This window comes from Streptomyces sp. NBC_01622, from assembly GCF_045209635.1.
GTDB lineage: Bacteria > Actinomycetota > Actinomycetes > Streptomycetales > Streptomycetaceae > Streptomyces.
The window spans coordinates 5,994,278-6,008,334 of sequence record NZ_CP109293.1; the positions used below are offsets into that span (position 1 = coordinate 5,994,278).

15 protein-coding genes are annotated in these 14,057 nt (G+C 71.3%); 9 read left to right on the top strand and 6 right to left on the bottom strand.

Annotated elements, in window-relative coordinates; translation table 11 throughout:
• Positions 1-57: 57 nt before the first annotated feature.
• Both OH768_RS27570 and OH768_RS27575 read left to right on the top strand, forming a co-directional pair.
• Complete coding sequence (locus tag OH768_RS27570; RefSeq protein ID WP_406457950.1) at positions 58-579, top strand: SigE family RNA polymerase sigma factor; 522 nt, start codon at positions 58-60, stop codon at positions 577-579.
• Positions 569-1,264, top strand: a complete 696-nt coding sequence (locus OH768_RS27575) for a hypothetical protein (RefSeq protein WP_406457951.1) — start codon at positions 569-571, stop codon at positions 1,262-1,264. The genes OH768_RS27570 and OH768_RS27575 overlap by 11 nt, the downstream gene beginning before the upstream one ends.
• Here the strand turns inward: OH768_RS27575 and OH768_RS27580 are convergent.
• Complete coding sequence (locus OH768_RS27580; RefSeq protein WP_406457952.1) at positions 1,251-1,757, bottom strand: hypothetical protein; 507 nt, start codon at positions 1,755-1,757, stop codon at positions 1,251-1,253. The two genes, OH768_RS27575 and OH768_RS27580, sit on opposite strands and share 14 nt — an antisense overlap.
• 133 nt (positions 1,758-1,890) lie before the next feature.
• On the opposite strand from OH768_RS27580, the gene dacB reads away from it, so the two are divergent.
• Positions 1,891-3,165, top strand: a complete 1,275-nt coding sequence (gene dacB / locus OH768_RS27585) for a D-alanyl-D-alanine carboxypeptidase/D-alanyl-D-alanine-endopeptidase (protein ID WP_406457954.1) — start codon at positions 1,891-1,893, stop codon at positions 3,163-3,165.
• Positions 3,166-3,232: 67 nt separating this feature from the next.
• Here dacB and OH768_RS27590 read toward each other — a convergent pair whose 3' ends face one another.
• Entirely contained in the window at positions 3,233-4,084 is an 852-nt protein-coding gene (locus OH768_RS27590) for an alpha/beta fold hydrolase (RefSeq protein WP_406457956.1), read from the bottom strand.
• A 240-nt stretch (positions 4,085-4,324) separates the two neighbouring features.
• Here OH768_RS27590 and OH768_RS27595 point away from each other — a divergent pair, with 240 nt between their 5' ends.
• Positions 4,325-4,864, top strand: a complete 540-nt coding sequence (locus OH768_RS27595) for a hypothetical protein (RefSeq protein ID WP_406457958.1) — start codon at positions 4,325-4,327, stop codon at positions 4,862-4,864.
• Here the strand turns inward: OH768_RS27595 and OH768_RS27600 are convergent.
• The 3 genes from OH768_RS27600 to OH768_RS27610 all read right to left on the bottom strand — a co-directional run bounded on the left by OH768_RS27600 (position 4,852) and on the right by OH768_RS27610 (position 8,018).
• Positions 4,852-5,829, bottom strand: a complete 978-nt coding sequence (locus OH768_RS27600; protein WP_406457960.1) for a TolB family protein — start codon at positions 5,827-5,829, stop codon at positions 4,852-4,854. The two genes, OH768_RS27595 and OH768_RS27600, sit on opposite strands and share 13 nt — an antisense overlap.
• A gap of 263 nt (positions 5,830-6,092) precedes the next feature.
• Positions 6,093-6,872: an SDR family NAD(P)-dependent oxidoreductase gene (locus tag OH768_RS27605; RefSeq protein WP_406457962.1), complete on the bottom strand. Its 780-nt coding sequence runs from the start codon at positions 6,870-6,872 to the stop codon at positions 6,093-6,095.
• A gap of 141 nt (positions 6,873-7,013) precedes the next feature.
• Positions 7,014-8,018, bottom strand: a complete 1,005-nt coding sequence (locus OH768_RS27610; RefSeq protein WP_406457964.1) for a Rieske 2Fe-2S domain-containing protein — start codon at positions 8,016-8,018, stop codon at positions 7,014-7,016.
• A gap of 147 nt (positions 8,019-8,165) precedes the next feature.
• Between OH768_RS27610 and OH768_RS27615 the strand changes: the two genes are divergently transcribed.
• The 5 genes from OH768_RS27615 to OH768_RS27635 all read left to right on the top strand — a co-directional run bounded on the left by OH768_RS27615 (position 8,166) and on the right by OH768_RS27635 (position 12,717).
• Positions 8,166-8,825 carry an MSMEG_1061 family FMN-dependent PPOX-type flavoprotein gene (locus OH768_RS27615; RefSeq protein WP_406457966.1) on the top strand — a complete coding sequence of 220 codons (660 nt, stop codon included), beginning with the start codon at positions 8,166-8,168 and terminating at the stop codon, positions 8,823-8,825.
• Between the two features lie 143 nt (positions 8,826-8,968).
• Positions 8,969-9,889 (top strand): ABC transporter ATP-binding protein, encoded by a 921-nt coding sequence (locus tag OH768_RS27620; RefSeq protein WP_406457968.1) that lies wholly within the window; start codon positions 8,969-8,971, stop codon positions 9,887-9,889.
• Positions 9,889-10,698: an ABC transporter permease gene (locus OH768_RS27625; RefSeq protein WP_406457970.1), complete on the top strand. Its 810-nt coding sequence runs from the start codon at positions 9,889-9,891 to the stop codon at positions 10,696-10,698. Before OH768_RS27620 ends, OH768_RS27625 begins: the two co-directional genes overlap by 1 nt.
• A 25-nt stretch (positions 10,699-10,723) precedes the next feature.
• Positions 10,724-12,055 carry a sensor histidine kinase gene (locus OH768_RS27630; protein WP_406457972.1) on the top strand — a complete coding sequence of 444 codons (1,332 nt, stop codon included), beginning with the start codon at positions 10,724-10,726 and terminating at the stop codon, positions 12,053-12,055.
• Positions 12,052-12,717 (top strand): response regulator, encoded by a 666-nt coding sequence (locus OH768_RS27635; RefSeq protein WP_406457974.1) that lies wholly within the window; start codon positions 12,052-12,054, stop codon positions 12,715-12,717. Before OH768_RS27630 ends, OH768_RS27635 begins: the two co-directional genes overlap by 4 nt.
• Here the strand turns inward: OH768_RS27635 and OH768_RS27640 are convergent.
• Positions 12,701-14,053 carry a sialidase family protein gene (locus OH768_RS27640; protein ID WP_406457976.1) on the bottom strand — a complete coding sequence of 451 codons (1,353 nt, stop codon included), beginning with the start codon at positions 14,051-14,053 and terminating at the stop codon, positions 12,701-12,703. The two genes, OH768_RS27635 and OH768_RS27640, sit on opposite strands and share 17 nt — an antisense overlap.
• Positions 14,054-14,057 lie beyond the last annotated feature (4 nt).

The window sequence follows — 14,057 nt, forward strand, 5'->3', positions numbered from 1 at the left end:
CTGTACGCACGGTGCGGCGGTCGGGTTGCACGGGAATTCCGAGACTCCGGTGAGGTCATGACCGAGGACGAGTTCGACGCCTTCTACGCCGCCGCGTTCCCCCGTCTGACCGGCCAGCTCGCGGCGTTCACCGGAGATCGGGAGGAGGCGCAGGACGTGGTCCAGGAGGCGTTCGTACGGGCCTGGGACCGGCGCGGGGACTTCCTGGCGGACGAGGCGCCCGAGGCGTGGATACGCACGGTCGCCATGCGGCTGGCGGTCAGCCGCTGGCGCCGGGCCAGGCGCTGGCTGGAGTTGGTGCGCCGTACTCCACCGCCCGTGTCAACGCCCGGACCCAGCCCCGATCACCCGGCACTTGTCGCCGCGCTGCGCGAACTGCCCACGGCACAACGGATGGTGATCGTCCTGCACCATCTGTGTGATGTGAGCGTCGAGCAGATAGCCTCCGAGACGGGCGCGCCGGTGGGGACGGTCAAGGCCAGGCTGTACCGGGGACGGGCGGCGCTGGCGAAGCAGCTGACTCCGGACGAGGCGGACGAGCCGGTTCGGAACCGGAAGGAGAGCGGCCGTGTCGGATGAACTCTCCACCGGAGCCCACGGGTTCATGGACGACACCGACGAACTCTCGGTCGCGCTGCGTGAGTTCGCCGCGGAACAGGAGGCCCGTCCGGTTCTCACCGGCGCCGAGGTCCGTGGCCGTGCGGTGCGCCGGGCGCGCCGTCGGATGGCCGGCACGCTGGGCGCGGGTGCGGTGGCTCTCGCCCTGGTGGGACTCGCGCTGACCCTGGACCTCACCGGGAAGGACGACGGCCGTCAGCTCCCGGGTGCCGCCACGCCCGCCGTCCCGTCGCAGTCGCAGGCACCGACCCCGTCGCCTTCCGCCGCCTCCGCCGCAGTGCCGACCCCTGTCTCCACGGTGCCCGCCACCGGCACGCTCGACCTCGCCAAGCGTGCCCTGACCGTCGGCGACCGGGTCATGCCGCTGACCTCGGACTCCTCCAACAGACCAGCACTCGTCGGGCCGTTGACCGTGTACCGGAAGCACGACACCAAGGTTCTGGCCGGCACCACGGAGATCTTGCTCGCGGTCGAACTGCGTGATGCCCACAACGAACCCGTCTACGTCGGCGTCACCACCTTCTACAAGAGGAAGAGCCTCGGCACCCAAGGCACCGGCGGCTGGATCGGCCTGGACGGCGCCGACGCCAAGTGGTTCTACCAGGACGCGAAGATAGGCAGCGTTCTCTCGGTCACCGGCGATTGAGCTCGAAGTCCCCGTCGTAGCCCATGAACCGGGCCGACTTGGTCAGGTCGTCGGCGCCGGTGGCCACGGGCGCGGAGCCGGGGACGATCGTCTGGGTACCGTTCTGGAAGGCCACGCCCTGCAGCACCTTGTCGACGATCGCGGCCACTCCCGGAGTGAACGCGGCCCGCGCGTCCGGGTGTTGGAGCCCGCCGACCGGCTTGCCGTGCCGGAGCACCCCGGTCACCGAGCAGGGGTCGTTCTGCTTGCCGCTGTTGGCGAAGGTCGCGTAGGCGTCGGCCGTCCGGATGGCGCTGGGGGTCGAGGTGCCGATCGGGAAGGTCTGCTCCAGCGGGGCCATGCTGCTCTCCAGCAGCCCGGCCTTGACGGCCGCGTATCCGCCGCTCCAGAAGGGGCGACCGTCCATCCGTCTCGCGGGCAGCGCGGTGACGGTCGAACTGCCGTCGCTCACCGGCCCGTTGACCGCTCTCGCCACCCGCCAGCTACTCTGCACCGCGGCCGACGCCTTCCTCACCGCCGGCCCCGGCAGTTAGAGAACCAGGACGAAACGATCCAGAGGCGGTCTCGGGCCGCTGGTCGCATGTTCGCCGTACGGGACGCACCGGCAACACGAAGGAGAGAACGCTGTGGGTAGGCATGCGCTTCCGCGTGGCGGGAACGGGAAACTCGGGAAGAGCGGTCGGCGGGCGGCCGTGATCGCGGTTCCGGTGGTGGCCGCGATGGCGATGACCGCCACCTCCGCGTCGGCGGCGAACGCGCTGACGGCCGCCGACAAGGCGATGGCGGGGAAGCTCAACCAGCGGATCGGCACAGCCCAGTTGGGCACCAATGTGGTGGGTGAGGTCCGGGACGTCGCCTCCGGGCAGAAGGTGTGGTCCCAGAACCCCGCGAAGGGGGTGATGCCCGCCTCCACCAACAAGCTGGGCACCGCGGTCGCCGCGCTCACCGTGCTGGGCCCGACCCACACCGTGCAGACCAAGGCCGTCTACCGTTCCGGCACCGTGTACCTGGTCGGCGGCGGCGACCAGCAACTCAGCTCCGCCGACCTGAAGAGCCTCGCCACCGCCGCCGCCAAGTCCCTGAAGGCCAAGGACCTGCACTCGGTACGGCTGATGTTCGACGACCACCTCTTCGCCGCCCCCAGCCTCGCCACCGGCTGGAGCAGCAGCTACTACCCGGACACGGTCGCCCCGGTCCGGGCCCTGCGCATCGAGGGCGACAACACCTCGGACACCGCGCTCACCGCCACCAAGTACTTCGCCCAGCAACTCGCCGCCCAGGGCGTCACGGTGGGCACCCCCGCACGCGCCAAGGCCCCCTCGGGCACCACGGTCGTGGCCACCCACACCTCGAAGCCGCTGTCGACGACCGTGGAATACATGCTCAAGCACAGCGACAACGACATCGCCGAGGGCCTGCTCCGGCTCACCGCGCTCGGCCAGGGCCGGGCCGCCACCTTCGCGGGCGGCACCGCCGCGGTGCACGCGGTCCTCGTCCAGTACGGCATCCCGCTCACCGGCGTGAAGGAGTACGACGGCAGCGGCCTCTCCCGCAGCGACCGCATGACGGCCGACGCGCTCTCCGCCATCGCGGCCCTCGCGGTGGACACCCACTACCAGGCCAAGTTGTGGCCGATCCTGCAGGGCCTCCCGGTCGCGGGCGTCGACGGCACCCTCAGCACCTCCTACGGCCGCTTCACCACCGCCCCCGCCTCCTGCGCCGTAGGAAAGGTCGATGCCAAGACCGGCACCCTGAGCGATGTGTCCGCGCTGGCCGGGGTCGCCAAGGGCGCGGACGGCCGCTGGAAGAGCTTCGCGTTCGTCGAGAACGGCACGGCACCGACGGCGACCGTCACCCACGGCCTGGACGGACTCGCGGCGACGGTAGAGGGCTGCTGGTAGCGGGAACGCCCCGGTCCGTGGTGACGGACCGGGGCGTTCTTCATTCTCTGTGTTCTCTTCGTGCGCGTCAGCCGGTCGCCTTGGCGGCGTCCTCGATGAGACCGGCGACGATCCTGGGGTGACTGAGCATCACGACGTGGGAGGAGCCCGGCACCTCGACGACCTTGCGGGCGTTCGCGCGGCTGTACATCCAGCGCTCGCAGGCCGGCGGGATCGCCTTGTCCTGGCCGGCGACCAGCCCCCACACCGGGATCGTCTTCCAGGCCGCGGCCGTGGTCGGGAAGGTGAAGGAATCGGCGTCGAACGGCCGTTGCGTGGCCTGGAGGACCTTGAAGTCGGTGGTGGAGATGTCGGCGGCGAAGGCCGCCTGGCCGTCCTTGCTCAGGTACAGGTCGATACCGGTCGTGCCGTCGGCCTTCGTGTACGGCACCGGGACGCTCACCGGTTCGACCTCGCTGCCGGGGAACTTGGTGATGAGCTCGCCCTGCGTCTCGCCGACGTCGGGCACGAACGCGGCGACGTAGACGAGCGCCTTGACGTTGCTCTTCCCGGCGGCGGCGTTCGTGATGACCGTCCCGCCCATGGAGTGCGCGACCAGCACGACCGGTCCGCTGACGGAGTCCAGCAGGCTCGCGATGTAGGGGGCGTCGGTCGGAATGCCCCGCAGCGGGTTCGACCCGGAGATCGTGGTGTAGCCCTTGTACTGCAGCTCCTTGATGGTGGCGTTCCAGCAGGAGGAATCGGCGTAGCCGCCGTGCACGAGGACGATCGTGGGCTTCACCTTGGGGTTCTCCTTGCTCGTACCGGCCGCAGCGCTCGCCGCATCGGCCGTTCCTGCGACACCGCCGACCAGCGCGGCCGCTCCGGCCACTGCCGCTCCGGCGGCGAGCACCTGGCGGCGGGAAACATCGGTACTCATGGGACTCCTCGGGCGGCTGGATCGGGGTGGTGTGTCATGGACCTTATGAGGGGGCGTTGGGCGGGGGCATCTGCAAAATGGCCTAGTTTCCGGGGCGATCGTTCAGAGCGCCGCGCCGGTGAATGTCCGGTCGACCGTCGCGGTGAGCGGTCGCGTGACCGACCATGAGGTGTGCGATTCGATTCAGTTCCCATGCCGGTGACCGTCGAGGGCAGGCCTCGTGACAGCCGGGGTTATCCCGTGCCCGCCATCACGCCGTGGGAGGGCGGCGAGCCGCAGTTCGCGCTCACCGACTACGGGCGCAGCGCGGAGTGTGCGCGGCGGCGGCTGTGTTCCGTCTGCGGCACTCTGATGCCCAAGGGGGCGGTGTGGCGGGTGGTCGGTGCCGCGGAGAGTTCGGCGATCAGGGAGGCGCTCGATGCCGGGCGGCCGTACCGGAACATGGCGGCGACCCTGGAGGGGCCGGGGCACCGTGCGTGCATGCTCTACGCCTCGATGGTCTGCCCGTATCTGGCGCGTCCCAACGCGCGGCGCGGGCTGACGGCACAGAGCCCGGACGACATGACCGCGCATGTCGTCCGGGGCGCTGTCCGTGGGGACATGGGTGCCGTGGTGGGGTTCGGCGACTACGAGTTCGCCGTCACCAAGAGCCAGGTCCTGTTCCGTTTTCTCGATGTGGTCGAGTATCTGCCGCACGACACGGCCGACCAGCATCTGCCCGAGCTCCGGGCCGAACTCGCCCGCTCCGGCGGGCGGTTGGGCGGCGGTCAGCCGCGGTAGGCGGGCAGGCCGGTGTGGGTGGAGACCTTCACGGGCCTGCCGAAGCCGTGGGCGGTCTTCGTGATGGTGTACGTACCGGTCGGGGCGCGGAAGGCGATGGTCTTGCCGTTGGGGGACCAGGTGGGCTCGGTGTAGTCGGTGGTGGCGGCGGGGGTGACGTCCTTGACGGTGTTCGTGGAGCTGGCGAGGTCCTCCACGAAGAGGTGGTCGTGGCCGTGGACGGAACGGACGAAGACGACCTCCTCGTTGTCGGGGGAGAGCGCGGGCTCGGAACCCTTGGCCAGCGCGCCGCCCTGCTGGCGCAGGTAGTCGTCGCGGATGTAGACCTCGCCGGTGTGGGTGTTCTCGTAGACGGCCGAGCCGTACTTGCCGCCGGCGTTGGGCCAGGTGTTGTTGGTCTGGGGGACGGCCCCCTCCCCCGCCTCGCCGTTCAGGCTGATCCTGGCCGGCCTGCCGTGGTTGGCGGTGGCCTTGACGCCCTCCAGGACGGTGCTGCCGTGGATCTTCGCCGAGAAGATGAGGTTGTTCTTCGCGGGGATCTGGTTCGTCCGGTCGGCGGCGGTCACCTGCCAGGTGGGGTGGGACCACGTCTGTCCGCCCGGGTTGGCGGCGACGGTGACGCGGTGGGTGCCGTCGGGGTTGGAGACGACGAGGTTGCCGTGCCCGTCGATGAAGGCGGCCTTGCTGCCGCCCGGGTTCCAGGCCAGGTCACGGACCGTGGTGCCGAAGTCGATCGACCTGCCGTTGACGATCACGTGGCGGGTGCCGTTGCTGAGGGTGAGTCCCCTGGGCACGGTGAGCATGTGGGTGGACGCGGCCGCGGCGACCATCGCGGCGCTGCCCTTGGCTCCGCCGGAGGCCGGGGCGGCCGGCGCGGCGCAGGCCGTGCCGCACAGGGCGAGCAGGGCGGCGGCACCTGCGGTGACGACGGTTGCGCCGGCGCGCCGACGGTTACGAGCGGACATCGAGGTTCCCCCAGTGATGTGAATGACGCTGCGACGAGAGTCTCGCGGGAACCGCCGGCCGTCCCCGGACCCTGAACCGGTCCGCTCGGCTTGCTGCCCTTCGCGACAAGACGGAGTGTTCCCGCAGCGGGTGACGGGACTGTGCGGTCGCTGTCACAGGTGTGCAATAGGGCGGTGGGTGGGATGCGGGGACACCCAGGGCGGCGCCGCCCTGGGCGTCCCCGCCCGTTGGGGTGTGCTCTTCACGTGGGGTTCTGGTGTGCTCACCAGGTGGGGATGAAGCCCCCGTCCACGGTGATGTCCGCGCCGGTGACGTTCGCCGTGCGGTCCGCGGACAGCAGCAGGACCACGTCGGCGATCTCGGCGGGCCGGGAGAAGCGGCCGGTCACTGTCGTCCGCGCGGCGTTGTCGATGACGTCCTGGGGTTTCATGCCGGTCGCCTCGGAGACCGTCGCGGCGACCCCGCCCTCCCCCAGCCAGAGATCGGTCTCGACCGGCCCCGGGCTGACGGTGTTGACCCGGATCCCCTTCGCGCCGACCTCCTTGGACAGGGCCTTGGAGAAGCCCGCGAGGGCCGCCTTCGAGGCGCTGTAGTCGATGACCGCCGGGTCGGGGAGCGCCGCGTTGACCGAGCAGATGTTCACGATCGAGCCCCGTCCCCGGGCGAGCATCACCGGCAGGGCGCTCCGGGTCGTACGGACGGCCGCCATCAGGTTGAGGTTCAGGGTGGCGAGCCACTCCTCGTCGGTGACCGTGAGGAATCCTCCGGTGCGGGCCGGAGCCGTTCCCACGTTGTTGACGAGGATGTCGATCCGGTCGCCCGCCGCCTCGATGAGCCGCGCGGGTCCGGACGCCTCGCCCAGGTCGACCGGTACGACCCGTACGTTCCCGGTCGCGGCCAGCTCCTCCAGGCCGGGCGAGGAGTTCCGGGCCCCGGCGTGGACCGTGACTCCCTCGGCGACCAGCGCCCGTACGACCGCCAGCCCGATCCCCCTGCTGGCACCGGTGACCACGGCCACCTGTCCGTTCAGTCCGAGATCCATCGTGAGTTCTCCCGTCCTTGGCTACATTCCACACGCCGGATGGCGGGATCGCCTGCCGGCGTCGAGCACGGTCCCGACCTGAGCATGCGCCCACCGCACCGTGAACCGCGGCCTGTCGGCGGAACGGCCGGTGTCTCCGGCCTAGGCACTCGCGGTCGGGCCGCCGCCGTAGAACTGCGCGTACCAGCGGCGCAATGCCTTGATGCCCTGTTCGTGGGGGAGCAGGACCGGGTGCGGCCGGTGGATCTTGTGGTCCCAGATCCGGAGTTCCTCGCGCACCTCGCCCAGGGCCTGCGTCCGGAAGACGAGCTTGAGCACGGGCGTCAGGAACGGGAACCGGGCCGGTTTGCGGACGTAGTACAGCATCCGCATCTCGCTCGTGCGGTCGTCGACGGGGGTGGTGAGGGCGACGGCGGTCACCGACAGGGCGGGGCCGTGGGTGCGGACCACCATGACGCCGGGTCCGTACATGAACGCGTCGAAACTGTTGTCGATGTCCCGGCCGAGGACGCGCCGGCGGATCCGGCCGCGGGCTTCGGCGAAGGGGCCGTTCGACCGCCAGTCCTGGACGAGGGGTTCGCTCTGACCGTGGAGGGTGTGGAAGTGGGACTCGTCGACGATGTTCTCGCGCATCTCCTGGATGTGGATGCGCGCGCGGCAGACGTCGTCGATCGGCCTGGCGAACCGCCCGGACGCCGCCTCCGGGATCTCCGGTACCTCCCACGACGGATCGTCCGGCCCGACGTGGACGAAGACGAGCCCGCTGTGCTCACGGACCGGAAAGCCGCCGAGCGACACCTTCGGAGTCCGGCGCGCGAACGGAGCCGCCACGCACCGCCCGTCCGGGCCGAACCGCCAGCCGTGGAACGGACATTCCGCACTGCCGTCCACGACCTTGCCGCCCGCGCCGAGGTGCGCGCCGTAGTGCGGGCAGTGCGCGTCCCGTACGGCCGCCCGGCCGTCCGCTCCCCGGAAGGCGATGAGCGCCCGCCCGAAGTAGTGCAGGCTGACGACCTCGCCCGGACGGAGTTCGTCGCCGCGGAGTACGGCGTACCACCCGTACGGGACGGCCGGCATCGGGTAGTCGTCGGCTCGCGGGTCGCGCGGCAGGGCGGCGAGCTTGTCGTGGCGCCGACGCAGAGGCATGACGGGATGCTAGCGAGGGGTGGGTGGATCCGGGGTGGGGGTTTGCATACTTACTAGGGTCCAACTCCTGTAAACCGCTTGGGAGTTGGTGACACCGGCCGGTCGTCCGCCCGTTCGTCTCCCTGTCCGGCCTTTAGGGTCGGAGACATGACGACGCCTCTTGCCGGTACCGCCTTCGACTCGCTCCGTCTCGACGCCCTGTCCGACCAGGACGCGCTGCGCCAGGTCTACGACCTCCCCGGCGAAGCCGCCGTACGGAAGCAGATGACCGAACTCACCGACCAGACACGGCGGTTGATCGGCTGCTCGTCGCTGGTCCTGGTGGCCAGCGCGGACGCCGAGGGCAACTGCGACGTCTCCCCGCGCGGCGGCCCCGCGGGATTCGTCGCCGTCCTGGACGACCGGACGGTGGCGATACCGGACGCGACCGGCAACAAGCGCCTGGACACCTTGCAGAACGTCATAACCACCGGACGGGCCGGGCTGCTGTTCGTCATCCCCGGGCGCACCACGACCCTGCGGGTGAACGGCCGGGCCTGCGTCTCCACCCGCCCGGACCTGCTCTCACAGCTGACCGCCGTGGGCAAGCCGCCGGCCAGCGCGCTGGTCGTGGGCATCGAGGAGGTCTACCCGCACTGCCCCAAGTCCCTGCTGCGCAGCGGGGCGTGGAAGCCGGAGCGGTGGCTGCCCGCGGACGCCCAGCCGACGTCGGCCGAGGTGACGCTGGCCCAACTGCGGATGCCGGACCTGACGATCGCCGACATCCAGCAGACGGAGGCGGACTCGCTGAAGTACCGGTACGAGTAGCGGGGCCGATCCGGTGTACCCCGGTACCACTGACCAGCGGTCATTGTGACCTCCGGGCCCACGGGTCGCGCCGCAGCCGCTCCTAGCCTCGACAGCAGTGACCCGGCCGGATGCCGGGCCAAAGGCGAGCGGGGAGCGGCGCTGTGATCGAAGTTCGTGGGCTGACCAAGCGGTACGGGGACAGGACGGCGGTGGACGGGCTGAGTTTCACCGCGCCGCCGGGGCAGGTGACCGGGTTCCTGGGGCCGAACGGGGCGGGCAAGTCCACCACCATGCGGATGATCGTGGGCCTGGACGCGCCGACCAGCGGCACGGCCCTGGTCAACGGCAGGCCCTACGCCCGACACCGCGCGCCCTTGCAGGAGTTGGGGGTGCTGCTGGAGGCGAGGGCCGTCCATCCGGGGCGCTCCGCGTTCAACCACCTGATGGCGTTGGCGTACACCCATGGTGTGCCGAGGCGGCGGGTGGAGGAGGTCATCGATCTGGCCGGTCTGCACGCGGTGGCGCACAAGCGGGTCGGGGCGTTCTCGCTGGGGATGGGGCAGCGGCTGGGCATCGCCGCCGCGCTGCTGGGTGATCCGGCGGTGGTGATGCTGGACGAGCCGGTGAACGGGCTCGATCCCGAAGGGGTGCGCTGGGTACGGGAGTTGCTGCGCGGGCTGGCCGCCGAGGGGCGCACGGTGATGCTGTCCTCGCATCTGATGAGCGAGATGGCGCAGACCGCCGACCGACTGGTGGTCGTGGGGCGGGGGCGGCTGCTGGCCGAGACGACCGTCGACGCGCTGGTGGAGGGGTCGGCGGACAAGGGGGTGCGGGTGGCCACCGGTGAGCCCGCGCGACTGCGCTCGCTGCTGGCCGGCCCGGGCGTCACCGTGACCTCGACGGACGCCGAGCGGCTGGTCGTCTCCGGCCTGGACACCCGGCGGATCGGGGAGCTGGCAGCCGAGCACCGCGTGCCGCTCTACGAACTGGCCGCCGAATCGGTGTCGTTGGAGGAGGCGTTCATGCAACTGACCCAGGACGCCGTGGAGTACCAGAGCATCGACGCCGGGAGGGCCGCCTGATGAGTACGAGCACCGTCACCCCGCTTGTCCACCGAGTCACCGGCCGACGCGTCGTCCGCTCCGAGTGGTCCAAGTTCTGGTCGCTGCGCTCCAGTTGGATCACGCTGGGCGTGGCCGTGCTGTTCCTGGTGGCCATCGGGTCGGTCGCCGCCGCCCTCTACACTCCGGACGGCCCGCTCGGCGGCAAGGACGCGGACTCCGGCGCGGCACTGACCCTGACCCTGGCCGGCACCAACCTCGCGGCCCTGGCCGTCGGCGCGCTGGGGGTCCTGATGTCGGCCGGCGAGTACAGCACGGGGATGGTCCGCTCGACCTTCGCCGCGGTACCGGGCCGGCTGCCCGTGCTGTGGGCGAAGTGCGCGGTCTACGGCCCGATCGCGTTCGTCGCGGCCACCCTCGGCGCCCTGCTCTCGTTCCTGATCGGGAGCGCCGCCCTGCACGGCGAGAGGATCGCCCTGTCCCTCGGGGACGCCGGGGTCCTCCGGTGCCTGCTGGGCGCGGGAGTGTATCTGGGCCTGGTCGGTGTGTACGGCGTGACGGTCGGCCTGCTCGTGCGCAGCACCGCGGGAGGCATCGCGATCCTGGCCGGTGTCGTGCTCGTCCTGCCCGGCCTGACCGGGCTGCTGCCCAGCTCGCTCGGCGACACCGTCAGCCGGTATCTGCCCAGCAACGCGGGCCAGTCGGTGATGACCCTGCACGCGTCGAGCGACTCCCTGGTCGGCCCCGGAGCGGGGGTGACGGCGCTGCTGGTGTGGGCCGTACTGCTGCTGGCCGGTGCCGCCCTCCGGCTGCGTCGCAGTGACGTCTGAGATCGCGTCCGCGAGGATGGAGCCGATGCACGACAGGACGAGGGCGCGCTCGGCCCGGGCGGAGCCGACCATGCCTCCGCCCGGGCCGGACGCCGTCTGGGCGCACCCCGTGACGCGGCTGCTGCTGCGGGTGCTGAGCCGTCTGCGGGCGGCCGACCGGCGCCGTCCGTGGCTCCTCGACACCGCCGTGGTGGTCCTCGCCGCCGCCGCCGCGCCACCGGACCTGCTGTCGCACGGCCCGGGGCATCCGGTGTCCCGCCCGGTGGGCGCCGGCCTGCCCGTCGGTGTGGTGCTGGGCATCGCGGCCGTGCTGGTCGTCCCGTTGTGGTGGCGTCGCCGTCGTCCCGCCGTCGTCTACGGCGTCTGTCTTCTCGTGTGTCCGGTCATGTGGTCGCTCGGTCTGGGGCCCGCCGCCGCCCTCGTCCTGCTGATCGCCCTGTTCGACCTTGCCCGTCACGCTTCGCCGCGAGCCATCTGCTGGGCGCTGCCGGTGACCGTGGCGGGGTGGGTGCTGCTCGTGGTCACCGTGATTCCGACGGCCGGTCCGGTGGCTTTTCTGGTCCTGTCCGTCGGTACCGGCGTCGGAGCTGTGGCCCTGGGCCTGACCGTCCGCATCAGCCGGCTGTACCTGTCGGCGCTGCGGGACCGGGCGGCGCGGCTGGAGATCGAGCGGGACCAGCGGGTCCGGCTGACGGCGGCGGCGGAGCGTTCGCGGATCGCCCGGGAGATGCACGACATCGTCGGCCACAACCTGTCGGTCATGGTCAACCTCGCCGACGGCGCCGCCGTGCTCACCACCCGCGACCCCGGTCGCACCGAGCAGGTACTTCATCTCATCGGAGACACCGGGCGGCAGGCGATGGACGAACTCCGGCGCGTGCTGGGGGTCTTGCGCGAATCGCCGGAAGAGCAGGACACGTCAAGGTCCCCGCAGCCGGGCGTCCGTGACCTGGACACCCTGCTCGACCGGGTCCGCGCGGCCGGGCTGCCGGTGGCGTACCGCACCGTCGGCCCGGTCGACGCGCTGGGCCGGGGCGTGCAGCTCACGGTCTTCCGCGTGGTGCAGGAGGCCCTGACCAACACCCTCAAACACGTCGGCCCCGGCGCCACGGCCGACGTCAGGGTCGCGGTCCAGGGCGGCGGGCTCCGCGTGAGGGTCACCGACACCGGTTCGCCGTCACGGAAACCGACCTCCCGCAGGGACAGCGGCGGCCACGGCCTGGTCGGCATCCGCCAACGGGCCGCGCTCTACGACGGCACCGCGACCATCGGACCACGCGACGACGGCCGGGGATGGATCGTCGACGTCCTGCTGGATCCGTCCGCCTCGGCCACCTCCGGAGAACCCACGCCGTGACCACGATCCTGATCGCCGACGACCAGCCGCTGCCCCGCATGGGCTTCCGGATGCTGCTCGACGGCTCCCCCGGCGTGAGCGTCGTCGGCGAGGCGGACAACGGCGCGCAGGCCGTGCGCATGGCGGCCGAACTGAGCCCCGACGTGGTCCTGATGGACGTACGGATGCCCGGTCTCGACGGCATCGAGGCCACCCGCCGCATCGTGGCGGCGGGCGGCCGCACCCGCGTGCTCATCCTGACCACATTCGACCTCGACGAGTACGCCTACGCCGGCCTGCGCGCCGGGGCCAGTGGCTTCCTGCTGAAGGACGTCCGGCCGGCGGAACTCCTCGCCGTTATCGAGGCGGTCGCGACCGGCGACGCCGTGGTCTCCCCCCGGTTGACCCGCCGCCTGCTCGACGCCCACGCCCACGACGTCCTGGCACCCGACGCCGGGCCGCGCACGGACCCGCGGCTGGCGACGCTCACCGAACGCGAGCACGAGGTGCTCGTCGCCATCGGCACGGGCTGGACGAACGCCGAGATCGCCGAACACTTCGTGCTGACCGAGTCCACGGTGAAGAAGCACGTCGGCCGGGTGCTGGCCAAGCTCGGCGCCCGGGACCGTATCCAGGCGGTGATCGTCGCCTACGACGCGGGACTGGTCACTCCCCGGCAGTGAGGGCCGGCTTGTACAGCTTCAGCGGCACCCGGCTGATGACCGAGTCGAGGGAGGAGTTGTTCCGCCCGTCGGCCCAGGTGACGTAGGCGTACCTGTCGGTCAGGGTGATGCCCGACCAGCGGTCACCGGGCGGGCCCGTCTCGCCGACCGGCTCGGTCGCGTGGTTGACCCGCACCGGGGCGCTGAACGAGCGTCCGTGGTCGAACGAGACGGCCGAGAACGCGTCGCCGGTCGTGGTCCGCCACATGACCCCCAGATCGCCGTTCGCGCCGAAGTCGATCGCCGGCCGCAGAGCGCCCGTCGCGGAGATGGTCGCCGGTCCGGTCCAGGTCCGGCCGGCGTCCGGGGTGACGTAGACGTCCAGGGTGTTCGAGTCCCGGGGGACCATCACGGCGAACCCGCCGCGGTGGGAGGTGTCGGCGGCGACCCACGGGACGGGGTCGGCCGCCGCGCCCAGGCCCGGGGTCGGCACCAGGGAACCGGTGCCCGCCGCGACCGGGTTTCCCTGGCCGTCCTTGAGGGTGGTGTTCGTCCATGTCCTGCCGCCGTCGCGGCTGACGTGGAAGTTCACCGGCTGCCCCGCCTCCTGGGAGGCGGACACGAGGATCCCGCCGTACACGGCGATCTCGCGCCCGGGATAGCCGCACACGAGCGGGATGCCGGGCGCCACCTCGATGCAGGGCATCGGGCCCGGGATCACCCGCGAGTCGGTGCTGAAGGTCTTGCCGCCGTCCGCGCTGACAGAGACCGCGCTCGGATACTCCCAGGCCGCACCGGCGACCGCGTAGACCTTGCCGGTCGCGGCGTCCACGCGCATCTTCGGGGCACCGCCGAGGAGCAGCGGGGTGGACACCGGGTCGGTCCAAGTCCGGCCGCCGTCGGTGGACTTGGCGACCTGGTTGTGGTTCACCAGGTTCGCGGCCAGCCCCGAGCTGACCTGGTTGTTGTCCACGTACACGGTGCCTTTCGCGTCGAACTGCACGCTCGGCTCACCGCACTTGGGCGCCGCCGTCCCCAACGGCCAGGCCACCCGGGTCCAGGTGTCGCCCCGGTCGTTCGAGTAGGCCAGGAAACAGCCGCCGTCGACCGGCTCCAGGCCCGGTGACGGCGGGAAGATCGTCGAGACGAAGACGAGGTTCTTCGGGTTTCTCGGGTTGACGGCGACCGTGGGCTGGCCTTCCTTGGTGGCCGGCAGGTCGGTGACGTCGACTTCGTGAATGGCCGCGTCGCCCGCGCCGTTCGGCGAGGCGACGGCGGCGGGTGATCCGTACGTCATGAACAGTGCGGCAAATGCCGCCGCGCTCAAGGCAGTTGAGGACTTTCTGATCAGCACCATGTGA